Genomic DNA, 25,646 nt, shown 5'->3' on the forward strand with positions numbered 1-25,646 from the left:
ATACTGCGTAAACAAGACTTTTCGTTAAAAGGGTAAAAGTAATCTTAGAATAGCATGAAAATGTTCATCCGACAATAGTTGCAGAGCGAAAACAAAAATGTAAGCGTTACCTTTTGTGTATAATGGTGAATAAAGGTAATTTTTTTATTGCTTGGTGTCTTCTTAAAATACGAACGAACTATGATCCTAGTAGGATCATAGTTCGCTTCTGGGGCATGTCTACTGAAATAGGTAATAGAAAATTCTTTGTGCGCTAGGGCATGATTTAATGGTTTTTTATACGTAATTTCTTTAATTGTGTGTATTTTCGAAAAAATTAAACCTTATCTTGTTTTCATGATTTTGAAAGCATGATCCACCGCATCCAGCGTCTGGGCGATGTCTTCTTCCGTGTGGGCAATGGTTGTAAACCATGCTTCGTATTTGGAAGGAGCGAGGTTGATTCCTTGCTCAAGCATGAGCCGGAAGAAGTCCGCGAAGCGTTCGCCGTCTGTATCCTGCGCCTCGTCATAGTTGGTGACGGGATGATCGCAGAAGTGGGTGGAGAACGCGCCGCCGATACGATTCAGCGTCAAGGCGATGCCATGTCTCGCAGCGGATTCCGCGATGCCGACTGCAAGCTTCGCGCCAAGCTGCTCGAGCTTGGCGTAAACACCTGCCTGCTGGAGCACCTCCAAGCAGGCGATGCCGGCCGAGATGGAGGCGGGGTTCCCCGCCATCGTGCCGGCTTGATAGGCAGGTCCGAGCGGAGCGACCTGCTCCATCACGGCCTTGCGGCCCCCATAGGCCCCGATCGGCAGCCCGCCGCCGATCACTTTGCCCAGGGCCGTAAGGTCTGGCTCGACGGCGGCGAAGCGCGCCGCTGCCTCGGCTGTGCCGCCCTCCACGAGAGGGAGGCGGGGATAAGTCTGTGCCGCGCCATAGTGGAAGCGGAACGCCGTGATGACCTCGTCGTAAATGACGAGGGCCCCGTATTTGCGAGCAGCCGCGCAGAGCTGCTCGAGGTAGCCGGCATGGGGCATGACCATGCCGAAGTTGCCGACGACGGGCTCCACCATCACCGCGGCAATCTCTTCGCTCCATCGCGCGAGCGCGGCTTCCAGTGCCGGAATGTCATTGAACGGCACGGTGATGACCTCTTGCGCGATGCTCGCAGGCACGCCGGCGCTGTCCGGCGTGCCGAGCGTGGACGGCCCGGAACCGGCCGCCACAAGCACTAGATCGGAGTGGCCGTGGTAGCACCCGGCAAACTTAATGATTTTGGTGCGCCCGGTGAAGGCGCGGGCCACGCGGATCGTCGTCATCACGGCCTCGGTGCCGGAGTTGACGAAACGCACTTTGTCCAGCGATGGGATCGCGGACTTCAGCATTCGTGCGAACTCGATTTCGAGTTCGGTTGGGGTGCCGTACAGCGTGCCGTTCTGTGCGGCGCGGCAAATCGCTTCGGTCACGTGCGGATGAGCGTGACCGGTAATGATAGGGCCGTAGGCGGCGAGGTAGTCAATGAAGCGATTGCCGTCTACATCCCAGAAGTGCGCGCCTTGCGCGCGCTTCATGAAGACGGGGGCGCCGCCGCCTACGGCTTTGAATGAGCGGGAGGGGGAGTTGACCCCGCCGACGATGTGCTTTAGAGCTTCTTGATATAATTGCTCAGAGTTCTTGCGTTCCATAAGAAGAGATCATTCCTTTATTCGTAGTAGTTGTTGAGATTCCGTTGTTCGATGCTTCATGTGTTGTTTTTGTTCGATTTGCGGCTAATAACGGACCTGTTGTCCGCTAGATTAGCAGCATGGGAGTCCGTTACGGACGGATGCGGGCTGGTGTCGTTCATCATCTCATAAAAAGCCTCTACTTGAGGGGCTATAAGCCCTGCACCAAGTAGAGGCATGTTAATCTTCAAACGCTAACTTTGCCGTAATTTTACGTAACTCTTCCGTCGATTACCTCGCCGTTGTTTTCACGGAAGTCTTCGGTGCAGGTGATGGCGATGGCTTCGTTGGACCTGTATCCGCGTCCGTCTTGCCAGCAAATAAGTCCCTCACATACTGCTGCAGCTTATCTTTGTTTGCCGTAATGACCGCAGCTCCTCGAACGTTCTTCTCGACGAGAAGATCTGACGGCGGAAGCTGGGAGGAGACGATTCCATCAGCCTTGGCTTCATAGCCTAAGGAAGCAAGCTTCAGCATATCCGTTACGCTTAGATTCGTATCAATGTAAGGATCCATTGCGTTCAGTATTTTTGGCAATTTAATGAGAGATGACGTAGTTTGCATTTTCTGGGCAACTGCCGTTAGGAACTTCCGCTGGCGTTCTGTACGCGAGAAATCCGATAAAGCATCGTGCCGGAAACGCACATATTGCAGGGCTGTTTTGCCATCAAGATGTTGGAGACCTTTTTTTAAATTAATATCATACACATGGTCATCTTCTGAATCGGTATATTTCATATCCTTTTCGACGTCAATATCAATTCCGCCGACAGCATCAATGAGAGCTATGAATCCTTTGAAATCGGTATAAACATAATACTGAACCGGAATGCCAAGCAAGTCACTGACGGTTTTCATTGCCAAATTCGGGCCGCCTGACGTGATCGCTGTGTTGATGCGGTCTTCGCCTTCGCCTGGGATTTTCACATATGTATCACGAAGGATTGAGAAGAGGTGAGCCTTCTTCGTTACTGGATCAATCGATGCAAGCATGATACTGTCGGATCGGGGCAGCTCATTCTTCACCATGCCGCGGGAATCCCCGCCTAATAGTAAAATATTAACCCGATTCTTGCCTTCCCATTTCGGCGGTGTGTATTTGTCGCCCTTGTCCTTGACTGTTTGGGCAATCAGGGGTGTGCTGCCTTTCGGCGCATCCGGTTTATTCGATATATTTTGCGCAAAATGGTAAAAGGAATAGGAATAATAACCAGCCACCACTATCAGGAGTAAGCCGATCAGGAGCAAGGTTCGTTTAATGATTCTCATGGTTCTGCGCTCCTTTCTATGGTAGGTATAATCTGTACTTTTTTTTCTTACAGAATTCATGTGTCATGAGTTTGGTGCAGTTGTTGTACATTTTATCTTTATGATCCATATTATAGATGCTACGAAACTTCGATAGCAAGTTACGGCGAATTTTGCCGTTATATGTAGCCAAGTGTAGCCGAGTCTACCTAGACAGGAGGAAGTTCATGTTAGCCATCGATGTAGAATTGCTTCGCAAAGAATTTCAAGTTCAGCAGAGCCGCGGGGGCTTAAAGGGCGCCTTCCAAGATTTATTCCATAGAGAGTACAAACATATTACAGCTGTGAAGGACATTAGCTTTCAAATTCCTAAGGGCGAAATTTGCGGTTATATCGGTGAAAATGGCGCTGGTAAATCAACCACGATCAAGATGCTGACCGGCATCCTTGTACCGACCTCCGGACACATTAAGGTTAATGGTTTCATTCCTTTTAAAGAGCGTGAGAAGTTCGTAGCTGGAATCGGAGTCGTGTTTGGCCAACGCAGTCAGCTGTGGTGGGATATCGGCGTTGTAGAATCTTTTCAATTGTTGAAAAAGGTATACCGTGTCTCCGAAGCCGACTACAAAAAGCGCCTCGACGAACTTGTCGACCGCCTGCAGTTATCTGATTTACTATCACGACCTGTCCGTAAATTGAGTCTGGGGCAGCGGATGCGTTGCGAGCTTGCGGCTTCGCTGATTCATAATCCGGCGATTCTCTTCTTAGACGAACCAACCATCGGTTTGGATATCGTTGTGAAAACAGAAATTCGCGAATTTTTGAAATCACTTAATCAGCGCTATGAGACAACGATCCTGCTGACCACGCACGATTTGCAGGATATTGAGGCGCTTTGCTCGCGTGTTATTATGCTCGATGACGGCCGTATTATTTATGATGGCGGTCTGGAAGAGCTGAAAGCCAAGTGGGGCAAAGGTAAGGAAGTGGTGCTTCAGTTCGAGCATCCGATTACATTACCACGTCTGCAAGAGTTGACTAGTGGTCTGGATGTGGCGTGGCAGCTTGAGAACGAATTGTCCGCCAAGGTGTTCATTCCTTACGAGCGCGCGAACGTATCTGAAGTGCTAAGCCGAGTGGTCGGTGTTGTGCAAATTCAAGATATCAAAATCAATGAAACCAACACGGATGACATCGTACGAGAAATATATAAAGCAGGTTCAGCTGATGTGAAACGTCCAGAGGAAACAAAGCAGCCAGAGGGAGCCTTCACACATGCTTAGTGCGTATTTAGAAGTTATTCGCATGCGATTTCTCATGATGCTTGCTTATCGGGTGAATTACTACAGCGGCATTCTGATCTATGCTCTCAATATTGGGTCCTATTATTTTGTTTATAAAGCCATTTATGGCGGGCAAGAGATGATCGGCGGTCTGACACTGGGCCAAATGACGACGTATGTCGCGGTTTCATGGATGGGGCGCGCGTTTTACTTCAATAACTTGGACCGGGAAATTGCCAATGAAATTCGAGACGGCAGTGTGGCGATCCAATTCATCCGGCCGTATAATTATGTATTTGTGAAAATGATGCAGGGACTCGGAGAAGGTGTCTTTCGCTTGCTCCTCTTCACCGTGCCGGGCATGATTTTCATTTGGCTGCTGCTGCCGATTGAATTTCCAAGCGATCCAAGCCTATGGGTAATCTACTTTGTGATGCTGTTTTTCAGTTTCCTGATCAATACGCAGCTTAATATCATCACGGGGTTGTTTGCTTTCTTCCTGGAAAATAACGAAGGCCTAATGCGCATGAAGCGTGTTGCGGTCGACTTATTTTCAGGGTTGATTATTCCGATTTCCTTTTTCCCGGGATGGTCCAAATCGATTCTAGAGTGGCTGCCGTTTCAAGCCATTACGTACTTGCCGAGCGCAGTGTTCACAGGGAAAATTGCGGGTGCAGCCATTTTTCAAAATCTCGGTGTACAGGTTCTATGGTTCGTGCTGCTGCTCATTCCCATGGTTGTTCTCTGGGTCAAATCCAAAACACGTTTATTCGTACAGGGGGGTTAACACATGACGTTCTATGTCTCCCTAGTTGTTGAGTATCTGAAAAACTACATGAAAACCCGTCTCACCTACCGATCCGACTTCTGGATTGAAGTGCTTTCCGATTTGATGTTCAATGGGCTCAACTTATTCTTCATTCTCGTCGTTTTTTTGCAAACACAATCGCTCGGCGGCTGGAATCAAGAACAAATTTTGTTCATTTACGGCTATTTTATGATCCCCTATGGCATATTCATCACTTTTTTTAATCTGTGGGGCTTCAGTGAACGATATATTGTTAAAGGGGAAATGGATCGCATCCTGACCCGTCCGGCTTACAACTTATGGCAGTTGATGCTGGAGAATCTCAGTCCATCTTCGCTCTTTAGCGCTTTGGCGGGGCTGATTGTCATGATCTACTCTTGGGTGAAGCTGGGGCTCCCGTTCCATTGGCATGATCCGCTGATTTTCATCGTGATGGTTGTGGGCTCGATCCTGATCTATGCTGGCGTGTACATCTCGCTGACGGCGCTTGGCTTCTACTCTGATGCGCCTACGGGCATTCTGCCGCTAATTTGGAACATCCAGAACTATGGGCGTTATCCGGCTACGATTTACAATAAGCTGCTTCGCAGCATTTTGACGTGGATATTGCCGTTCGCGTTTGTCGGTTTTTATCCTGCGGCGTATTTCATTGATCCGGCCAATTGGAAGTGGTTCGCGCTGCTGACACCGGTCATGGGCGTGGTTTTCTGCTTTATTGGCATTACGGTTTGGAATATTGGTGTGAAACGGTACCGCGGTGCGGGATCGTAAAATAAGTTTGGCCTTGGCCTCCAACACTGCGTATGCGGGTTGGAGGTGTTTTTGCGTTTCGCTGGGACCCGGACTGTAGCCTAGACATCCCGGTGATACCGCCTTCACCTCTATCATAACTTTATAGCTCCAAAGAAACGATCGTTCAGCTGTCTCCAGCAAGTATAGATGGAAAAACTACCGTTAATCTGCACGGTTCAGAGGCAGGGAACGAAATAGCGGTAGAAGCTCCAGCTAAAACATAGATAGCTGGGCGAAATTCCCTAGATATGTGAAAATTAACGGTAGAAAATCCAGTTAGTTGGATAGAAAATGGCAGACTCGAGGCAAATAGCAGGAGTAGTTGGCGCTATTTGTAAAGTAATCCTTATGCTCAAGTGCACAGCTCCAGAGAAACGATCCGTTCAGCTGCCTCAGCAAGTATAGATGGAAAAACTACCGTTAATCTGCACGGTTCAGTGGCGGGAAACGAAATAGCGGTAGAAGCTCCAGCTAAATCGTAGATAGCTGGGCGAAGTTCCTTAGATATGTGGTAAATAACGGTAGAATATCCAGCTAGTTGGACAAAAAGTGGAAGATTTGCGGCAAATAGCTGGAGTAATCGGCGTTATTTGTGAAGTAATCCCTCGGGGATCCCACAGCATTAACGATGTTTTTCATCGTTAACGCACCCGACTCCACGCCCTTTGTCACAAAACGCATGCCTCACTCGCCATATGTACGGAAAAGACCAAACGGAGGCGATGGAGCATGACAGAGTTGCTTAAATCCGAGTTAAAGCAATACGACACAGCGGTAATAGGCGGTGGCTTGGCAGGACTAATCGCGGCTATTGAACTGGCAAAAGGCGGGCAAACGGTGGTTATACTTGAAAGAGCTGCGCGCTTGGGAGGCCGGGCGATGACGAATAAGAAGAACGGCGCCTTTTTTAATCTGGGCGGGCATGCCTTGTATCGTGCAGGGCAAGCGTATGCGGTTTTGACGGAGCTGGGAATCCAATTAGATGGAGGAAAGCCTTCATCCAACATTAAGGCGATGTGGAACAACCGAATTGTTCCCATGCCTGCAAGTCTCACCAGTATGCTGACATCAAAGCTGTTGACGTGGTCGGGTAAAATGCAGCTCATGCAGCTCGTCATGAAGCTTACCAGAATGGACGCAAGCCGCATCCCGGACATGAGCCTGAGGGACTGGGCGGAGGCGCAGATATCGGACCCGATGGTCCGGCACGTCTTTTACTCGCTATGCAGAACGGCCACTTACGCGCAGGATCCCGATTTTCAGCTGGCGGGGCCGACACTGGCTCAGGTGCAGCGTTCTTTAAAAGGCGTCCTTTACCTTCATGGAGGTTGGCAAACGATTGTGGATCAGCTAAGAGACTTAGCAGTCCAAACCGGTGTACAAATCGTAAGCGGGAAAGATGTAAAAGAAATCGTGCTTGAAAATGGCAGAGTTCAAAAACTTGAGCTTGCCGAGGGCGAGTATATCCAAGCGGCTAATGTCATCAGCACTGCCTCACCGTCTGAAACTTATAAGTTAGTAAGTGATGCGGCTGACCGTACCTTGCTCAAGCAGTGGAAGGATCAAGCTCGTCCTTGCATGGCGGCATGTTTGGATCTTGGATTGAGGAAATTGCCTGAAGGCGGGCGAGACATCGCGATGGGCCTCGATCAACCGATTTTCTTCTCTCACCATACCGTGAACGCCAAATTAAGCGACAACGGAACCTTCGTTGTGCATTTGGTGAAGTATAACGGCCCCGGGGAGGGTGATCCGAAGGCCGATGAGCGCCTGCTCACCGCAGCGATGAATACCCTGCATCCAGGTTGGGAAGATGAGGTAGTGGCACGGCAGTTCCTGCCGAATATCACCGTTGTCCATGACACGCTGCATCGAGGAAGGTCGAGCCGGTTCACAGGGCCGGCTGTTGAGGGAGTCCGCGGACTCTATGTGGCCGGAGATTGGGTCACGCACGGCGAAATGCTCGCCGATGCTTCAGCAGCAAGCGCCAAGCGGGCCGCAGCCGCTATTTTAAAGAACAGCAGCATAGCGTAATATGGTAATAAGTAGGAGGTGTGAGCTATGGAAACTGCAGGGGATGCCGAGCAGATGTATACGGCGTATAAACCGCTTTTGTTCACGTTAGCTTATCGGATGATGGGAAGTGTCATGGATGCCGAGGATATCGTCCAAGAAACCTTTCTATATATGAATGAGAGAAATCCTCAGGGCATCCAGAATCTTAAAGCTTATCTGTGCAAAATGGTGACCAACCGCTGCATCGACAAGCTGCGTTCCGCGAGCAAAACACGCGAAGTCTATGTAGGCCCGTGGCTGCCGGAACCACTTGTGGGGACGGGTAGAGAGAGCGATGTGCCAGAACTATTTTATACGCAAAAAGAGTCCTTATCCACCGCTTACCTATTACTGCTGCAGCAGCTTACCTGGGTAGAGAGGGCGGTGTTCTTATTAAGGGAAGTGCTGCAATACGAATATGAGGAAATTGCTGAAATTGTGGAGAAAAGCAGCGTGAACTGCCGCCAGATTTTCCGCAGAGCCAAAAGTGCGATCAGCTCCTTTACCGATGAAAATGATGAGAGTGTAGAGAGCATACGGCCTAAGCAGCCAGTGGAGGATCAGGCTAACGCTATCGTTGAGCAATTCGTACATGCCTTAGTTTCTGGCAATATGGCTCAATTGCTGAACATCGTCAAAACAGAAGCAGTCCTATACTCGGACGGTGGGGGCAAGGTTAGAGCGGCTATACGGCCTATTGAGGGAGCAGAACGAGTTGCAATGTTCTTATTCGGAGCACTGTCTAAGGTTCCGAGTGGCTATAGTTTTGAATTGATGACAGTAAATGGACAACTGGGTGTTGTATCCTATCAGGATGGACAGCCGAACAATGTGATGACTTTCCATGTTGAAGGGGGTCAGGTTGCGGCTGTCTATTTGGTTGTAAATCCTGATAAGCTGAGGCATGTTGCGGATATAGATGTTTAAGAAGATCGTCTATCAAAGAGCTCTGCGGATGACTTTCTTATAATGCTGCACGGAAAGAAATCCGAAGACGGAATATAAGGCGGTATATAGCACCATGACTAATATCATGGGTGTCCACAGCTCCGCTCCGAATAGGAACCAGCCGGATTGAACGGCGAAGTAACTATGAGTTAGGCCTACGACAAGCGGGATTCCGAAGTTAAATAGCTGCTTGCGGCGAATCCCCTTTAATAGATCCTCCTGTGTGTAGCCAAGCTTTCGTAAAATCGTGTACGTCGGTTTCTCGTCTTCGCTCTCGTCCATCTGTTTGAAATACAGGATGCAGCCTGATGTGATCAGGAACGTAAGACCGAGGAAGCCGACGATGAACATAGTAAGTCCCATTCTATTTTTTTGGTTAAGTGTGCTATCTAACCGGGAGTCACCGTGATCATCTTTACCAAAGCCTAATTCTCCGAAAATCTGATTAGCTGTCGGCAGCTCAGCCTCGTTCACAATATCAATGCCTTGATACGTTGATGACTTCTTTTGCAGCGAGGGCACCAGATCTTGCTTTAGTCGCTGGAAGACAGAGTCGTCTACAATGGCAGTCGGCATGCCGCCGTTTGTGAAGTACCAAGAGACAATGGACTGTTTCTTCGAGCCTAAATAGGTGAGCTGGGCACTAACTTGCTGTCCGGCTAACTCGATTTGCCCTGAATGTTTAAAACTCATAAATTTAGTCAACAGATCGTTCGTGCCGGTAAAAAGGGTTTGTTCAGGCGTCATATCGTAGGAAGGCGTATTTATGTCGCTAATTACGGAAAGCGTCATATTGCTCGGATCGACCATAAGCCCATTCATATCCCCCGTAAGAATTCCCTTTATGTTGGCTTTTGCCTGAATAACTTCAATGTTTGTATCCCTATGCGAAATGTGTCGGGCATCCAGCGCCGCTTTGAACCTGCCGGCATCTTCCTTTTGAGTGATGGAGAAGTGGGCCGGTACATCGTTTTTTGCTGTTTTTTCAGCAGAATAGTAGGAAATGTAGCTTAAAGACAGCAAAGCGATGGCTAATGCGGAAACGGTTGTAATGACTGTCAGCAGCAGGGCATTGGATTTCATCCGAAACATGATGGAAGAGAGCGAGAGCACCTCACGGACATTCAAAAAGCCGTTTTTCCTCTTGCGAATGAGGTTAAGCAGCATGCGTACGGAGCCTCTATAAAAGAGATAAGAGCCGATAATGACCGAAGCCAAAATAAAGATCATGGCTGAGAACAACTCGACCATTGTCGTGAAATCGCCGCTGAACAGCTTCGATGAAACATAATACCCGAGCAGGATGAGCGTCATGCCGATCAATCCGAGGACTGCTTCTGCAAGGGACATCCGCTTTACTTTGATTTCGGTTGATGTGGAAACTCGGAACAAGGATAGAATGGTTTGTCTTTTAATAAAAACATAGTTAACCAGCATGATAAGCAAATAGACCGCCACGAACACAACAAGTGTCTGGACTAGCGCCTGAGTCGAAAAGTGGAGAGTTGCAATCGCGTTGACACCCGTAATTTGGAACAAAACCATCAGAATCAACTTCGACACGGAGAACCCGATAAAGCTTCCTACAAGCAGCGAGCTGAAATACAGGATGAAGTTCTCTGTGCTGAGGATACGGAAAATCGACGTTTTCGTCATGCCAATCAGCTGCAATAAGCCGATTTCTTTGCTGCGCCTTTTCACAAAGATGTTATTGGCATACAGGTTGAAGATGGCCACAATTGCGATTAACAGAATCGACGCTGATTTGATGGCTGCTGCTCCTTTAATTGAGCCTCTGGTCTGATCCAAAGCGGGATCGTACTGCAACGTGACGAAAGCGAAATAAAGCGCGACACTGAACATCAAAGCGAATATATACAAATAGTAGTGCTTGATATTCGCCTTCAAATTTTGAATAATCAGCTGGTTAATGCTCATTCTGCACACCGCCTAGAACTGCCTGAGTTTTCATAATATCTTGAAAGAAGGCCTGTCTGGACTCCTGCCCTTTATATAGCTGCGTGTACATTTGCCCGTCTTTGATGAAAATAACCCGGCTCCCGTAACTGGCAGCAACGGAGTCGTGCGTGACCATGACGATGGTCGCTTTCCGCTTCTCGTTCATATCGCTCAGCTTATGCAGCAAATCCGCTGCGGATTTGGAGTCGAGCGCCCCAGTCGGCTCATCTGCAAAAATAATGCCCGGCTCGTGAACAAACGCTCTGGCTGCGGAGGTCCGCTGTTTCTGTCCGCCTGAAATTTCATTCGGGTACTTATCTTTGATTTCATAGATACCCAGCTCAGTCGCAACAGCTTGGAATTTGGTCTCAGCGTCCTGCTTCGAAGTTTTGGTAATAGAAAGCGGCAGAAGAATATTTTCTTTGACGGTCAAGGTATCGAGTAGATTGTAATCCTGAAAAATAAACCCCAAATGACGCTTGCGAAACTCGGCTAACTGTTTGTCCTTCAAGGTCGTAATCTCTTTGCCTTCGATTTGAATGGAGCCCTGGCTGACCTTATCTATCGAGGAAAGCACATTCAGCAAAGTGGTTTTCCCCGAGCCTGACGCCCCCATAATACTGACGAACTCTCCTTTTTCAATACGGATATCGAGACCTTTCAGCACCTCTTGCTTGTTGAATTTGTTGCCGTAGCTTTTATGAATCTTCACTGCTTCCAGAATTGTCATTTCACACACTCCTTTATTCGTTAGCTTTATTATAAAAAGAGCTGCCCCGTTTCTCCTGCGATCGGGCGAACAAAGAAGAAGGGCATGTGACAAGGTTGTCACATGCCTGTGATGCGCATGACCTCATTCGGCTGGGGGAAGGTGAGGGTGAAGGTTGTGCCAGAGCCTGGCTCCGAGCTTACGGCTATGTGAATCAGCATCAACTCGGCGGCCTTTTTCGCCAAATAGAGGCCCATCCCCGTAGCGGCACTGTCCTGATGCCAGGCTGTGGAGGTGAAGCCCTTATCGAAGATGCGCGGCAGATCCTTCGGCTCGATCCCACGGCCATGGTCGATGACCTCAAGAACAGTCCGCTCGTTGCAGCGGCGGCTTCGGATGATGATATCCGCAGCATGAGGATCGCTGTATTTCACGGCGTTCGTCACTAACTGACGCAGAATGAAGGCGAGCCACTTGGCGTCGCTCAGCACGTCCGTCACTTCGAAATCGACATCGAAACCAATACCTTTTTGAATGCACCAGGTCTTTAGCGTCTTAATTTCTGCATAGGTCAATGATTCCAAATTCACATGCTCGATATACAGGTCGTTCTCCATGAACGGGAGCCGTTTCTGGTGAAGCTGCCTATCCAAGAGAAGATGAATCCGCAGCCACTCGTAGGTTAATGTAGTCTTCATCGTCTCATCTTCCAGACGGTCCATCATGAGCCGCATCGCGGTGAGCGGTGTTTTGACTTCGTGAATCCAAGCCAGCACATCGTCCTTCTCCTGTTCCAATGCCACCTGATTACGGGACGCAGATTGACGGAGATGCTCAGCTAGATTTATCATGCTAGTCTCCACGATCGACTCTAAGGGACTATCCGCACCTTCCATGCTAGAGAGGTCCAGGTTGTTATCCCGTTCCTCAAGCTGTTTATAGAAACGAGTTTCTTTGTTGTAGCGAAAAATAAAAAAAATCAGAAATAACGTTGTGGTTAGAAAGACAATGTACAGAATAGGCCCAAATGGAATGGCCATATCCAAAAAGGCAATAAGCAGAACAAGGGTCTGTACGGATAAAAAGAAAAGGAGCCAGCTTCTTCTTTCGACGAGATAGCGTCTAATCATGGAAATGAGCCTCTTCCGTGGCCATATAGCCTTGCCCGACCTTTGTTTCGATAAAGCGGCCTAACCCCAGCTCGTCCAGCGTTTTCCGAAGCCGATTAACGTTGACGGTTAAGGTATTGTCGCTGACAAACCGCTGGTCGTCCCATAGGCTGTTAATGATGACATCCCGGCTAACGATTGTATTCTTGTGTTCAATCAGCAATTTGAGAATGAAAATTTCATTCTTCGTTAATTCGATCGTACCGGCCTCGTTAGTCACCGTATTTTTCTCATAATCAATCGTAGCACCGCACCAGGTTTTCAGCTTGAGCGGCTCCGTATTGTAGTTATAGACACGACGGAGAATAGCCTGAATTTTGGCGATAAGCACGTCGAAATGAAACGGCTTCTGGATGAAATCATCAGCGCCAAGCTGCATCGACATCACCATGTCCGTTGGATGATCGCGTGAGGACAAGAAGACAATGGGGACATTGGAGTGAGTTCGAATCATTCGACACCAATGGAAGCCGTCGAATTTGGGGAGTTGAATATCGATAATCACGAGATCAGGTTTCAAGGCTGCGAACGTTTCGATGACCCGGCCAAAATCCGCTATGCCATGCACATCATAGGACCACTGAGCGAGCCGGTCCTTCACTTCCGTGAAGAGAGTGGCATCATCTTCGATCAGTAATATTTTAAACATAAGGAATCACCTGCTTGCGAGAAATTTCTAACATTCATTGTAATGGAAAAAAGCGGTAAGTGCGAATGGACAGTATCCACCACCAAACACAAAAGAACCTCAACCTCCACGAAAGTGGGAATCAAGGTTCATCTTTTGCGCTTATTGAGCAGGCATTGGGAGAGGTTTCGCTTTCTTAGCTTCCTCAGGTAATTGAATATCTATCGGCTGATTCACATCCTGATAGGTCATGGACATCGTCATATCCATATGATCCAGTGGAATATTCGGGTCCTCGGCATAATCGACGATATAATCGCCATCCATGCTGACAGGAAGTTTGGTCTGCTCATCTACCGTAAGCACAGCAGATAAGGAAACGCTCATTCCTGCGATCGCAGGGGAGTTAAGAACCTCTTTGAACGCATCCTGGCTGCCGCCAAGCCCGTTCAATGTTTTGATAATATCGGTGGTGTTGGTCAATTTGCCTCGAATAGAGACCTTGCGCTGCTTCTTCCCGTCCTTCTCGGTTGTGCCAAGATCCTTGTAGAAGAAATATGGCGTTACCAAGGTTTTGCTCACGTCCATGCTTTTCTTCTGCAGCTCCATCAGCTGTTCGAAGGAAAATGGCACCTGCTTGGACAAATCATACCATTCAATGCCGTCATTCGCTGCACTCGGCATCGACATGAAGATACCTTGACTGACCATGTATTGCTCCATTTTGATCGTTTTCATTACCATATCTGATCCAGGTGCGATGGTTGTAATAGATTGATGAATGCCTTGATCTTTATTATAGGCGATGTCTGACTTGACAGTTGTCTGTAGGTCGTTCATCGGATATTCCGCATTTGGATGAAATAGAATATGCATGCCCATCTCCATGTGACCACGGAACGTTTTCAGATCAGTTGGTGAAGTTGGATCAGCAGCGAGCCAGGAAGACACTGAGGGGTCATTCGCTAACGCTTTTTTGATGGCTGCTCCTGCTGTGTCGAGGGTAATGCCGGCATTTTGGCCGCTGAAATCAACGCTGAAATCGTTTTGCAAAACGGAGCTTGCCTTACTGTCCGCTATGCCTAAGAATCTCCCTAGAATGAGGGAAGCTTCCGCGGGGCTGACCGCTTGGTTCAGACGGAAGGTACCGTCCGAATATCCCTGCAGGATTTGGCGTTCACGCATGATACGCACAGTGTCAGCATAGGGAGACTCTGGACTGACGTCGGAAGGCAGCACAGTTTGCTTGTTCGAAGGTGACAGCTTCAGCTCGTCGGTAATTTGTTTAATAAATTGTCCGCGTGTAACAAGTGCACTATCATCCGCGGCTGCGGCAGAGATTGATAAAGTAGGGAGAGCTAGTGTCAATCCCAATGCAGAGAGTAAGGACATACGTTGAATAGGATGCATGACGATTCTTCACTCCTTTAAGTTTTATACCATCCTATTAAAATTACCATGTTTTTCATGATGCACGCTAGTTTTGGTCATAGCGGTTTGATGTGAGGCTGCAAATATCGCATAATGGGGGGAGATAAGAAGGAATGGATAGAGGAGCGTTCATAGAATGGCCAAGAAAAAAGAGCAAGAGACGGTCAAACGTCTTGCCCCTGATTTTACACTGCCTGCATCGAGTGGCAGCAGCGTATCCCTGCATGATTACATAGGGAAAAAGGTGGTTATCTACTTTTACCCACAAGATAATACGCCGACCTGTACGCAGCAATCTTGCGATTTCCGCGACTATAACGGCAAGTTCGCCGAGCTCGGGGTCGAAGTAATCGGCATTAGCCCTGATGAACTGAACGCCCATCATAAATTTATCGCGAAATATGAGCTGCCTTTCCTGCTGCTCTCTGACAGTGACCACCAGGTCGCTGAAAAGTACGGGGTATGGGCACTCAAAAAGCTGTATGGACGTGAGTACATGGGCATTGTGCGCTCGACTTTCCTTATTGATGAGGAAGGATACATAGTGAGGGAATGGAGTAAGGTGCGGATAAAAAATCATGTCCAGTTGGTGCTGGATGCGGTTGTAGCACTGTAAGAGAAGGGGCTGTCGAGATAATCTCGGCAGCTTTTTTGTTTGCTTCAATGGATGCGATGGGTGCGTGGAAGGTGAGGGAGAGAGAACTACAGTCCGCTATTTCATCCCAGAACGGCCTTTCGCTAACTAGAGGGGAACTATGATCCTCTATGTATTCAATTTTGGGCGAAATGCTGCAATTTGAAGCGAATAAGACTCTGTAGTTCCGCTTAACTCATGAAATCGGCCAATTACGCCTAAATAGAGGACTCTAGCTCCCTTTCTCATACCGAGAGATACCGCTAATCGGCATCGAAAAATTACTGCTAGATAAGAGACATACTCCCCGTTTATCTCCCATATACTCTATCAGTTAGTAAAATGATAGAACAAGCGGAGGGATCATCGCATGCGTTTTCAAGTTCAACATGCAGCCAGTAAACGGAAAAGTATTCAACTCACTATGGTCATCCTACTACTAGTTTCGCTGTTTCTCTCTGCTGTCCCTGTAAAGGCCACGGAGGAGGATGGAAACTCCGCAAAAGATGAGCAAGAGGTCTATCAAAAGCTCAAAACGGGCAAGCGCCTGCAGCAGGAAGAGAAAAACTATGTAACACCTGAGCAGCCTACGGTTTATTTAACCTTCGATGATGGTCCTAGCAAGCTAACGGGTAAGGTTCTAGATATTTTAGAGGAAGAAGGCGTGAAAGCTACGTTTTTCGCGCTTGGTGAGCAAGCCACAGAGCATCCAGATCTGGTGAAAAGAATTTTGAAAGACGGACATACCTTAGGCAATCATTCCTATAATCATGTATATAAAGAGCTTTACAGTGATTTTCAAACGTTTTGGGATCAGATTCAGCGCAGTGAAGAAGTGTTCGCCGACATCGCGGATACTCGCCCGCAATTGGTGCGCGCTCCTGGAGGAACTTATACCAATTTCGATGCCTATTACTACTATTTAATGGATAAAGCAGGCTATACCGTCGTGGACTGGAATGTAGACAGTGGAGACTCGAAGAGAGTTAATGTGCCGGCGGGTGAGATCTGGCAAACGGTAAAGGGATCGCCGCTCGAGCATGAATTAACGGTTCTATTTCACGACGGCACGGGGCATGAATCGACGGTAGAGATCCTGCCTAAGGTGATTGAATACTATAAAAGCCTGGGTTATGCCTTCGCACCTCTGACAACTGACGTGAAGCCGAAGCAATTCCAGGTGGGGAAATCCAAGTGGTCAAGAAACATGAGTGCGGCTCATTTTCAACAGCTATGGGAGGAAACACAGCAATATGTGGCCGTACATCAGCACCCGAGGCTGCAGCCGATCAAAGAGGAGCCTAAGAACACAGACGAGCAGCTAGCGAAGCAAAAGGTGTCAGCAGCAGAGGAAAAGTCGCCATTACTCGCTATACAGCCGAGCGTACCGTTGAAGGTCCATTTTTCTAGGTGGACCAGCGTTACCCTGGAGCCCGCCCAATATCAATTGAGATCGAATCGAATTGAGCTTTCACTACGTTTTCTGATTGAGAAATTAGGTGGAAATGTACAGTGGCAGGATAAAACCAAGACAGCTAATGCCCATTACGGCATTTATGATATCGAATATGACTTACCATCGAGAACGATTCGCGCCTATGCTTTAGGAAATAGCGTAGCAACCTACTCGCTCGCAGATATGGAGCTGCAGGAAGGGACGATGGTCGTGCCTCTGCGCAAAACGGTAGATTCGCTAGGAGGTAGAATTACGGACACGGTGATGGAAGCGGACAGACGGGAAGTGTCTATGGCATTCCGGCAATTCTATATGCTGAAAGAAAATAATAGTATTCTAAAAAACTCTCTATTTGCACTAGCAGGCTAATGTCTAAAAGAGTAGAAGACTGGAAAAACTAGAAGCATACCCTTATGTAAGGAGGCTTCTTGACTATGCAGTCGAAGACAAGAATATTCGATCAGCCGCAGCCTCTCGTGGAACGGATGATCCTGAACGTGGAGAAAGTCATTGTTGGCAAAAGAGAGACGATCGAGCAGGCGTTTATCGCGATGTTAAGCGGCGGTCATCTGTTATTGGAAGACGTGCCGGGTGTGGGAAAAACGATGCTTGTGCGCGCTTTGGCAAGAACCATTGGTTGCGAGTTTAAGAGAATACAATGTACGCCGGATTTACTGCCGTCCGATGTGACGGGCGTGTCTGTTTATAATGCGAAGACAGGCGATTTTGAATTTCGCCCGGGGCCTTTGATGACGCCTGTCGTATTGGCAGATGAATGCAACAGGACCTCACCGAAAACACAATCTGCTTTTTTGGAAGCGATGGAAGAGAAACGGGTCACGGTCGATGGAGTGGGCTATGAACTGCCGAAGCCTTTCGTCTTGCTGGCAACTCAAAATCCCGTAGATTACGAGGGAACTTATGCGCTGCCTGAAGCGCAAATGGATCGCTTCCTGATGAAGCTATCACTAGGGTATCCAACGCCGGATCAAGAGATTCTGATGCTCGACCGACTCCAGGACCGCCATCCCATCGATCAGGTGAAGCCTGTTATCGTGCAGGATGAGTTTGTGCAATTACAAAGAGAAGCAGCTATGATTCATGTCGATAATACGTTAAAAGATTTCATCGTTCGCCTTGCATTAGCTACAAGGGAACATACAGATTTGTACCTCGGCGCAAGCCCACGGGCCTCCTACGCGTTGATGCGTGCTGCGCAAACGTCCGCATATATGAAAGGCAGAACTTTCGTTGTGCCGGACGACATTAAAGATTTGGTCCTCCCTGTGTGGACGCACCGGCTTATTCTGACTTCCGAAGCCCGGATGACGGGCAAGTCGGCGGAACGGATACTGGCAGATCTCTTAGTTTCCTCACAAACTCCAGTACTTCGCTATGTTTCGTCGAAGTAGGAGGCGCATTCATGAAAAGCTGGGGTAAAACGTCGCTGCTCTTTGTGGGGTGTGTCCTATCGGTTCTGCTGGTTTATTGGCAAGGCGGGTTCGCTGCCTGGTATTTAGGAATCTGCTTGACCCTGATTTGGATTCAGGCCGGGTTCTTTTATGTCTTTGCGTTCAAAGGGCTGTCGATCAACCGACAGCTGTCGGGAGAAGTATTTGTATCGGGGGAAGATATCAAAATCACCCTCGGGATCGGGCACCGTGCGCGGATGCCGATGCCTTGGCTGGTCGTCAAAGAAACGTGGGTCCATGAAGGAAGCGGGGCTAAGCTGGTTTACAGCAAGCTGCTTTTCCCATGGTTTCAGTCCACCCTCCTATTCCACTATAAAATAACGGGCCTTATGCGCGGCGTTTATCGCTTCGCGGGGTGCGAAGCGGTCACCGGCGATATGTTCGGTTTTGCCGTCCGCCGAACGCACCGGGACGAGATCCACCGGTGCGTCGTCTATCCGAAGGCAGATACGCTCAGCCGCTCCGGCATGACCTTTCACGCGGACGACGGCGACGTGCCTACCGCCCGCGGTCCCAAAGCGGAGACACCGCTGATCAGCGGTATCCGTGACTATGCCAGCGGTGATCCGTATCACCGCATCCACTGGAAATCCACAGCCCGGTTGAACCGGCTGATGACCAAAGACCCCGAGCAGGCCGCCTCCGCGAAGCGGATGCTGCTGCTCGATGCGGCGCCTGCGGCGACTCCAGCCGAAGCGGCTCAGCCGCTGCTGGAGAAGGGCGTCGCCCTCGCGGCAGGCTTCTTCGAAGCCGCCGCTGGCGGGCGCGAGAGCTGCGGCTTCGCCAGCAGCTCGAACGGAAAGCGAATCGCGCCGGCGATTCGCCCAGACCTGACGCTCGCGTACGAAGTACTCGCGAGCGTGGGCGGCAAGCCCGTCATGGCCTTTCCTGACCTCGTCAGGAAAGAGGCGGCGGCCTTGCCGCCAGATGCGTCGATGGTGTGTATCACATCGACGCTGGATGTGGCGCTGGTGCGCGCGATCGCGGATGCGCGCACCAGGCGCCGTGCCGTGCACGTGATTTACGTGCACGCGAAGCCCTCCCTCTCGGTCGCTGAGCGAGAGGGGGCCTCGCAGCTGCAGGCCGCAGGCTGCAGCTTCACGGAAGTGCCACATCCCGTTCACCAGTGGCCCAAACAAGGAGGTGTCGCGGATGCAACCGCTTGAACCACGGCGCGATTCGCGCATGCTCTTTCAATCTTCCCAATCGACCCGTACGGCAGATGAGGCTGTTCACCCTTCGAGAGTCATCCCGCCAAAACCCATCTTCCACGCCGGCGCAGTGACGAGCACAGAGACATCATCGCCGCTTCACCAAAGCTTTTTCCGAGACATCTTGATCTCTCTCTTGCTGTTCTTACTGATTTCAGAATGGCTCCATCCATTGGCATGGATGGCAGATACGTCGATTGAAACCGGCCCTATATTGGTCGTTTTTGCGTTATGCATCGCCATAGATTGCTTTAAGGTTCCTTACGCTTGGGGCTGGACCGCCAAAGGCGTATTGATCCTGCTATTTGTCGGATTCATGTTTAACCGAGAAACCTTTGTAACCGGAACGTGGGTTATTGACTTGCTTAGAACGATCGTTCGGGATGCCGGTCATCTGATGCAAGCCCATTTCGACCTCATCAGCGGTGAACTCAGGACCTTGTTATTTTTGCTGGGCTGGTCGCTTCTTATTTCCGTGATACAGGCGCTCATGCTGCAGAGGCAGCACAGTCTGTGGTTTGTCGCCGCTACGCTAATTTACCTGGTTGTTCTTCAATTGGTATTTGGCGCGGATACCGTGCAAGGCATCATGCGCACAATAGGATATGGACTTTTTCTGCTAGCGCTGCTGAACCTTTCTAGGATTGAGCAAACCTACGGAATTGCTTCAGTTCGTCCGGGAAGCGCTTTTAGGTGGGTGGCTGTTAGTGCAGTCATCGTGGGGGTGCTAGCCGCAGCCGCATGGTATTCGGCTAAGCAGGCTGAGCCGGAACCGCTGATGAAACCGGTAAGCTGGGCGTATATGTCCGATCGTTTGTTTGAACTTTACAATGAGGAGACGCATGCTGGGGGAGCTGTGGCCAAATCAGGCTACGGTCAAAATGATACCTCCTTAGGAGGTCCGCTCCAAGTTGACACGACTCCGGTTTTCACAGCCAAAACCTCAGAGCTGACTTACTGGCGCGGAGAATCCAAAAATGTCTACGACGGCAAAGGCTGGACCCAAACGAACCAAACGCTTGAATCGTATGCAGCGCCTGTTCAAACAGGTACGGGAAGGCTTGTTACACAAGAGGTTTTGTTGAGTGATAAATCACCGAATAAGCAGTTGTTCTTAGGTGGCAATCTACTTGGTGTAGACTCTCTTCTGACGGAAAAGGGGAGTCCGTTATCACCGGATATCCTGCTCAAGTCTCCGTTCAGCGGTAAAGTAGCTTTGCCTGAGATCGCAGATCCTTTGTCTTATTACAAAATAACCGTGCAGCCTGTTAAGGAAGATCCCACGTTGCTGAACTCGGATAATGGCTCCTATCCGTCTGAGATTGCAGACGATTATTTGCAGCTGCCGGCAACATTGCCGAAGTCGGTTCGCAGCATGGCCGAACAAATAACAGCCAATCGGCCCACACCATATGCCAAAGCCGTTGCAATTGAGCAGTATTTGAGTCATACCTATACGTACAGCCTTGAGAAGCCGACGGCTCCAAGCCGCAGTGAGGACTTTGTCAGCCACTTTTTGTTCGTGGATAAGGTTGGCTATTGTGATCATTTCTCAACGTCGATGGTTGTGATGCTGCGTTCTGTCGGAGTGCCTGCTCGTTGGGTAAAAGGTTTCGCGCCTGGAACGCTGCAATCGGCTGACAGTGGGGCGGATCAGCTTCAAGAAGTGCTGGTTCGCAATCAGGATGCGCACTCCTGGGTAGAAGTTTATTTTCCATCCATGGGTTGGGTGCCGTTTGAGCCTACGCCGGGATTCTCAGGTATTTCTTCCGACCATCCAAGAGAGACCTTAACGACGGCCGCCATGGAGCAATCTGCGATGACAGCTTCACTTATGAACATTCCGGTGCCGGAGAAATTTACAACGAGCTCAAGCGAGTGGCTGCAGGCAACGAAACATACAGTCATTGATTACGCCGAGTCAAATCGTAACTTTCTCATTCTGCTGCTTGGGAGCCTCCTGGTGCTGGCGTCTATTGTCCTTCTGCTGAAGCGAAAAGGTTTCCTGGTCAACGCAGCGCTCGTTCCATTTTACAAACACGGCTTAAACAATCCGCATCCCATGATTCCTTATATGGATCGTTTATGGCTCCAGTTATTCCGCAAGTACGGCGTCAAACCTAAGGATCAAACCGTGAGAGACTATGTAACAGCGTTGAGCTTCAAACATCAAGGACAAAAACAAGCGCTGCTTAAGTTCGCTTTAATCTATGAAAGCATCCGCTATGATGCCATCAATTCTTCGCATTATACGAAGCGGGAAATTATGGCAATATGGAAAGCCATTCAAAAGACACATTAAACCCCTTTACATCCTAGGTACTTAATGTTTAAAATTAGTACCTATAAATAGCGGTAAGCGGACAAGGGTACCCCAGAAAGTGAAGAGATGCTTTGTCGCTCATTCCTATTACTTTTCGGGGAGCCCAAAAACATAAAACCGCTATGAAATTAGGAGGTCGGATAATGAGTAAACCGAGTGAAATGATCGTCGTTTTAGATTTTGGAGGCCAGTACAACCAGCTGATTGCTAGACGAATTCGTGATTTGGGCGTGTACAGCGAACTGCTGCCGTTCAATACAACGGTTGAGAAAATTCGCGAGCTTCAGCCGAAGGGTATTGTGTTCTCAGGCGGTCCATCAAGCGTGTACGGTGAGGGAGCTCCAGCTGTTGATCCGCAAATTTTTGATTTGGGGATTCCGATTTTGGGGATTTGCTACGGCATGCAGTTAATTGCTCATCAATTGAACGGTAAAGTTGAACGCGCGCATACGCGTGAATATGGCAAGGCAGATCTTTCTTTTACCAATGAAAGCCCGCTCGTGAAAGGTTTAGAAGCGAAACAAACGGTATGGATGAGCCATGGCGACCACGTTTCCGTTCTTCCTGAAGGTTTCGTGATCGAAGCGAGCACGGATTCCCTTGAAATTGCTGCAATGAGCAATCGTGAACGCAATATTCATGCGGTACAGTTCCACCCGGAAGTTCGTCACTCCCTTCAAGGGAATGAAATGATCCATAACTTCATCTACGGCGTTTGCGGTTGTGAAGGTGATTGGACAATGTCCTCCTTCGTTGAGGATATGATCAAAGAGCTTCGTCAAGAAGTCGGCGACAAGAAAGTCCTTTGCGCGCTTAGCGGCGGTGTGGATTCATCCGTTGTTGCGATCCTTTTGCATAAAGCGATTGGTCCACAATTGACGTGTATGTTCATAGATCATGGTTTGCTGCGTCAAGGCGAGGCAGAAAGCGTAATGGAGACATTTGTTGGCAAATTCGATATGCATGTGGTCAAAATCGATGCGCGTGAACGTTTCCTCGGCAAATTGGCCGGCGTAGACGATCCGGAGCAAAAACGTAAAATTATCGGTACCGAATTTATTCGCGTGTTCGAAGAGGAGTCCGGCCAATTCGATGACTTTACGTTCCTGGCGCAAGGTACGCTTTACACGGATATCGTAGAAAGCGGTACAGCCACAGCCCAAACGATTAAATCGCATCATAACGTAGGCGGATTGCCGAAAGATATGAAGTTCAAGCTAATCGAGCCGCTCAAAACGTTGTTCAAAGACGAAGTGCGTAAAGTGGGCGAAGAGTGCGGTCTTCCTGCAGCGATCGTGTGGAGACAACCATTCCCAGGTCCTGGCCTGGCTATTCGTGTACTCGGCGAGGTAACTGAGGATAAATTGAAAATCGTTCGTGAATCCGACGCCATCCTGCGCGACGAAATCGCAAAAGCAGGTCTGGATCGCGAGATCTGGCAATACTTCACGGCTCTTCCGGGCATGAAAAGCGTTGGGGTTATGGGAGACGCTAGAACATACTCCTACACCGTAGGCATTCGCGCAGTAACTTCCATCGACGGCATGACAGCTGACTGGGCGCGTATCCCATGGGATGTGCTCGAGAAAATCTCCGTTCGTATCGTGAACGAAGTGGAAAATGTAAACCGTATTGTCTACGACATTACGTCCAAACCGCCTGCTACGATTGAGTGGGAATAGATAAAACGGAAAAGACGAACGTTCTGGGAAAAATTAACCCTTGAACGTTCGTCTTTTTTATTGACAAAGGGTTAGTTCCGCACTAAAATGTGAAATGGATAACAGTTTTTCGTATAATCTTGGGGATTGGCCCGAGAGTTTCTACGAGATCACCGCAAATGATCTGGCTACGAAAAAAAGGACGGAATCTGTGTGAGTTACTACGACTTTTTGTGCTAAGCATAGAAGGGGCAACTCTCATAGGGAAGCTCCTTTTTCGTACCCGGAATCAGGCAATATGATTCCGGGTTTTTTGCTGTTCCCCACCATTCGTTTTAGGAGGAGTAGGAAAAATGGATCGCTTTTTCAAATTGAAACAAAACGGCACGACCGTAAGAACGGAAATCATGGCGGGGATCACAACGTTCATGACAATGGCTTACATCCTTGCAGTCAACCCAGACGTGCTGAGCGCTTTTAAAACGGGAGCTACCGGCGGGGACTGGACGTCGATTTTCTTGGCAACAGCGATTGCTGCGGGTGTCATGACGATTGCTATGGGGTTATTCGTTAACTTTCCTGTTGCGCTTGCGCCGGGAATGGGCTTGAACGCTTATTTTGCAACGATTATCTTGACATCACAAGGTAAGTTTACGTTTTCGATGGCGCTAACCGCCGTATTTATCTCGGGGATCATCTTTATTATTTTAACCGTGACCAGAATCCGTCAGATGCTCCTAGTCGCTGTTCCAGATAGCTTGAAGCATGCAATTACGGTGGGGATCGGATTGTTTATCGCTATGATCGGGTTCAAGAACAGCGGTATTCTTACTGTTGCTGTAGAAAGCGGCAATGATATCAAAGCGCATCAATTTACAGATGTTCTTTCATTTGAAACTGTGTTTCATATGGGTTCATTAGAAGATAAAAGCGTTATTCTAACGATTATTGGTATTCTGTTGATTTCCATTTTTATGGTACTACGCATTCGCGGTGCTATCTTGTTCGGCATTTTGGCTACTACAATTATCGGTTACTTCATGGGTATGGTTAATTTAGGTACCTTGACGAGTGCAGATACGACATGGGTTCCGGATTTAAGTAAGCTTCGTTTCGCTGACTTTGATTTTGCAGGGATTATGACGACGGGGATTGTTTCTGTCATCGCTACATTTACATTCGTTGAGTTGTTTGATACATTCGGCACCATGGTTGGAACAGCGAATCGCGCTGGTATTATGAAGAACAAAGAAGAAGGCAACAAGCGTGTAGGTAAAGCGATGTTCGTTGATGCAATCGGTGTTAGCGGTGGTGCATTAGTTGGGACAAGTACCGTTACTGCTTTCGTAGAAAGCGCAGCGGGTGTTGCAGAGGGTGGACGCACTGGTTTGACGGCTGTAACTACGGGCGTATGTTTCTTGCTTGCTCTGTTCCTCGCTCCAATTGCAATGCTGATTCCTGGTTCCGCTACTGCGGCTGCCTTGATCGTTGTTGGTGTTCTGATGGTGCAATCGATTCGTGAGATTGATTTCCAAGACTTCGTTATCGCGATTCCAGCGTTCCTTACTATTGTATTGATGCCTTTCACTTACAATATTGCGAATGGTATTTCCTTTGGTGTTGTTACCTATGTGGTATTGGCAGCAGCAGCGAACTTGGGTGGCAAAAGTGAGAAGCGTTATTCCATCCACTGGCTCATGTGGGTACTAGCGATTCTTGTTATAGCTCGTTACGTCTTTATAGGAAGTCAAGGTTAAAAAGCTTTAAGCTCTGGTGGCATTATGCACCGGGGCTTTTTTGTTACCATATTTTACAATTAGAAAAAGACTTGCAATGCCTTTGCGCATTTGTTATATTACTTCTTGTCGCTTCGGCGGTCGAACGAAAGAACGAAAGTAACTGAAAAAAAGTTCTTGCAATCGAATAGGCTGATGTGGTATATTGATCAGGTCGCTTTTGAAGGCGATGGATGAATAAGGAAGAAATTGATCTTTGAAAACTGAACAACGAGTGAGTAAGCACGAACGAGAAATCGTTCAAAAATAGAGATTATTTATAATCTCGCTAGCAAGTCAATGAGTACAATTAAGCTTTTCTACTATGGAGAGTTTGATCCTGGCTCAGGACGAACGCTGGCGGCGTGCCTAATA

The 25,646-nt window shown here is 48.6% G+C and carries 20 protein-coding genes and 1 riboswitch; of the genes, 12 read left to right on the plus strand and 8 right to left on the minus strand.

The features are described from left to right. Positions 1 to 323: 323 nt before the first annotated feature. From AC58UW_RS18055 to AC58UW_RS18065, 3 genes are read right to left on the minus strand one after another with little or no spacing between them, the layout of a single operon-like run. Positions 324 to 1,670: a glutamate-1-semialdehyde 2,1-aminomutase gene (locus tag AC58UW_RS18055; protein WP_497421998.1), complete on the minus strand. Its 1,347-nt coding sequence runs from the start codon at positions 1,668 to 1,670 to the stop codon at positions 324 to 326. Between the two features lie 56 nt (positions 1,671 to 1,726). After that, a complete protein-coding gene (locus AC58UW_RS18060) occupies positions 1,727 to 1,900 on the minus strand; it encodes a hypothetical protein (protein WP_497421999.1) in 174 nt (57 codons plus the stop codon). A 40-nt stretch (positions 1,901 to 1,940) separates the two neighbouring features. After that, a complete protein-coding gene (locus tag AC58UW_RS18065) occupies positions 1,941 to 2,978 on the minus strand; it encodes an LCP family protein (RefSeq protein WP_497422000.1) in 1,038 nt (345 codons plus the stop codon). 206 nt (positions 2,979 to 3,184) lie between these two features. Between AC58UW_RS18065 and AC58UW_RS18070 the strand changes: the two genes are divergently transcribed. From AC58UW_RS18070 to AC58UW_RS18090, 5 genes are all read left to right on the plus strand, one after another. Further along, positions 3,185 to 4,240, plus strand: coding sequence for an ABC transporter ATP-binding protein (locus AC58UW_RS18070; protein WP_497422001.1), 1,056 nt, complete (start codon positions 3,185 to 3,187; stop codon positions 4,238 to 4,240). Then, on the plus strand, positions 4,233 to 5,027 hold the full coding sequence (locus AC58UW_RS18075) for an ABC transporter permease (RefSeq protein WP_497422002.1): 795 nt from the start codon (positions 4,233 to 4,235) through the stop codon (positions 5,025 to 5,027). The genes AC58UW_RS18070 and AC58UW_RS18075 overlap by 8 nt, the downstream gene beginning before the upstream one ends. Before the next feature lie 3 nt (positions 5,028 to 5,030). Then, positions 5,031 to 5,819 (plus strand): ABC transporter permease, encoded by a 789-nt coding sequence (locus tag AC58UW_RS18080; protein ID WP_497422003.1) that lies wholly within the window; start codon positions 5,031 to 5,033, stop codon positions 5,817 to 5,819. Positions 5,820 to 6,569: 750 nt separating this feature from the next. After that, a complete protein-coding gene (locus AC58UW_RS18085; protein ID WP_497422004.1) occupies positions 6,570 to 7,874 on the plus strand; it encodes a phytoene desaturase family protein in 1,305 nt (434 codons plus the stop codon). A 27-nt stretch (positions 7,875 to 7,901) separates the two neighbouring features. Continuing rightward, complete coding sequence (locus tag AC58UW_RS18090) at positions 7,902 to 8,822, plus strand: RNA polymerase sigma-70 factor (protein WP_497422005.1); 921 nt, start codon at positions 7,902 to 7,904, stop codon at positions 8,820 to 8,822. Positions 8,823 to 8,834: 12 nt separating this feature from the next. Here AC58UW_RS18090 and AC58UW_RS18095 read toward each other — a convergent pair whose 3' ends face one another. The 5 genes from AC58UW_RS18095 to AC58UW_RS18115 form a co-directional block, all read right to left on the minus strand. Further along, positions 8,835 to 10,781: an FtsX-like permease family protein gene (locus tag AC58UW_RS18095; RefSeq protein ID WP_497422006.1), complete on the minus strand. Its 1,947-nt coding sequence runs from the start codon at positions 10,779 to 10,781 to the stop codon at positions 8,835 to 8,837. Continuing rightward, the gene (locus AC58UW_RS18100; RefSeq protein ID WP_497422007.1) at positions 10,771 to 11,532 is read right to left on the minus strand and encodes an ABC transporter ATP-binding protein; all 762 of its coding nucleotides are present in this window, start codon (positions 11,530 to 11,532) and stop codon (positions 10,771 to 10,773) included. The genes AC58UW_RS18095 and AC58UW_RS18100 overlap by 11 nt, the downstream gene beginning before the upstream one ends. Before the next feature lie 98 nt (positions 11,533 to 11,630). Beyond that, positions 11,631 to 12,641, minus strand: a complete 1,011-nt coding sequence (locus AC58UW_RS18105; protein ID WP_497422008.1) for a sensor histidine kinase — start codon at positions 12,639 to 12,641, stop codon at positions 11,631 to 11,633. After that, on the minus strand, positions 12,634 to 13,329 hold the full coding sequence (locus tag AC58UW_RS18110) for a response regulator transcription factor (protein WP_497422009.1): 696 nt from the start codon (positions 13,327 to 13,329) through the stop codon (positions 12,634 to 12,636). The genes AC58UW_RS18105 and AC58UW_RS18110 overlap by 8 nt, the downstream gene beginning before the upstream one ends. Before the next feature lie 141 nt (positions 13,330 to 13,470). Continuing rightward, positions 13,471 to 14,718 carry a DUF6612 family protein gene (locus AC58UW_RS18115; RefSeq protein ID WP_497422010.1) on the minus strand — a complete coding sequence of 416 codons (1,248 nt, stop codon included), beginning with the start codon at positions 14,716 to 14,718 and terminating at the stop codon, positions 13,471 to 13,473. Positions 14,719 to 14,875: 157 nt separating this feature from the next. On the opposite strand from AC58UW_RS18115, the gene bcp reads away from it, so the two are divergent. From bcp to AC58UW_RS18150, 7 genes are all read left to right on the plus strand, one after another. Then, positions 14,876 to 15,355 (plus strand): thioredoxin-dependent thiol peroxidase, encoded by a 480-nt coding sequence (gene bcp, locus AC58UW_RS18120; protein WP_497422011.1) that lies wholly within the window; start codon positions 14,876 to 14,878, stop codon positions 15,353 to 15,355. A 388-nt stretch (positions 15,356 to 15,743) separates the two neighbouring features. Then, positions 15,744 to 17,198, plus strand: a complete 1,455-nt coding sequence (locus AC58UW_RS18125; RefSeq protein ID WP_497422012.1) for a polysaccharide deacetylase family protein — start codon at positions 15,744 to 15,746, stop codon at positions 17,196 to 17,198. Positions 17,199 to 17,263: 65 nt separating this feature from the next. Beyond that, the gene (locus AC58UW_RS18130) at positions 17,264 to 18,241 is read left to right on the plus strand and encodes an AAA family ATPase (protein ID WP_497422013.1); all 978 of its coding nucleotides are present in this window, start codon (positions 17,264 to 17,266) and stop codon (positions 18,239 to 18,241) included. Positions 18,242 to 18,252: 11 nt separating this feature from the next. Continuing rightward, positions 18,253 to 19,467: a DUF58 domain-containing protein gene (locus AC58UW_RS18135; RefSeq protein ID WP_497422014.1), complete on the plus strand. Its 1,215-nt coding sequence runs from the start codon at positions 18,253 to 18,255 to the stop codon at positions 19,465 to 19,467. After that, entirely contained in the window at positions 19,454 to 21,814 is a 2,361-nt protein-coding gene (locus AC58UW_RS18140; RefSeq protein ID WP_497422015.1) for a transglutaminase TgpA family protein, read from the plus strand. Before AC58UW_RS18135 ends, AC58UW_RS18140 begins: the two co-directional genes overlap by 14 nt. A 164-nt stretch (positions 21,815 to 21,978) precedes the next feature. Beyond that, a complete protein-coding gene (guaA, locus tag AC58UW_RS18145) occupies positions 21,979 to 23,517 on the plus strand; it encodes a glutamine-hydrolyzing GMP synthase (RefSeq protein ID WP_497422016.1) in 1,539 nt (512 codons plus the stop codon). Positions 23,518 to 23,606: 89 nt separating this feature from the next. Further along, positions 23,607 to 23,707: riboswitch (purine riboswitch) on the plus strand. 142 nt (positions 23,708 to 23,849) lie between these two features. Next, the gene (locus tag AC58UW_RS18150; protein WP_497422017.1) at positions 23,850 to 25,253 is read left to right on the plus strand and encodes an NCS2 family permease; all 1,404 of its coding nucleotides are present in this window, start codon (positions 23,850 to 23,852) and stop codon (positions 25,251 to 25,253) included. The last annotated feature ends 393 nt before the right edge of the window (positions 25,254 to 25,646 follow it).

It is taken from the genome of Paenibacillus sp. J22R160, assembly GCF_059692135.1.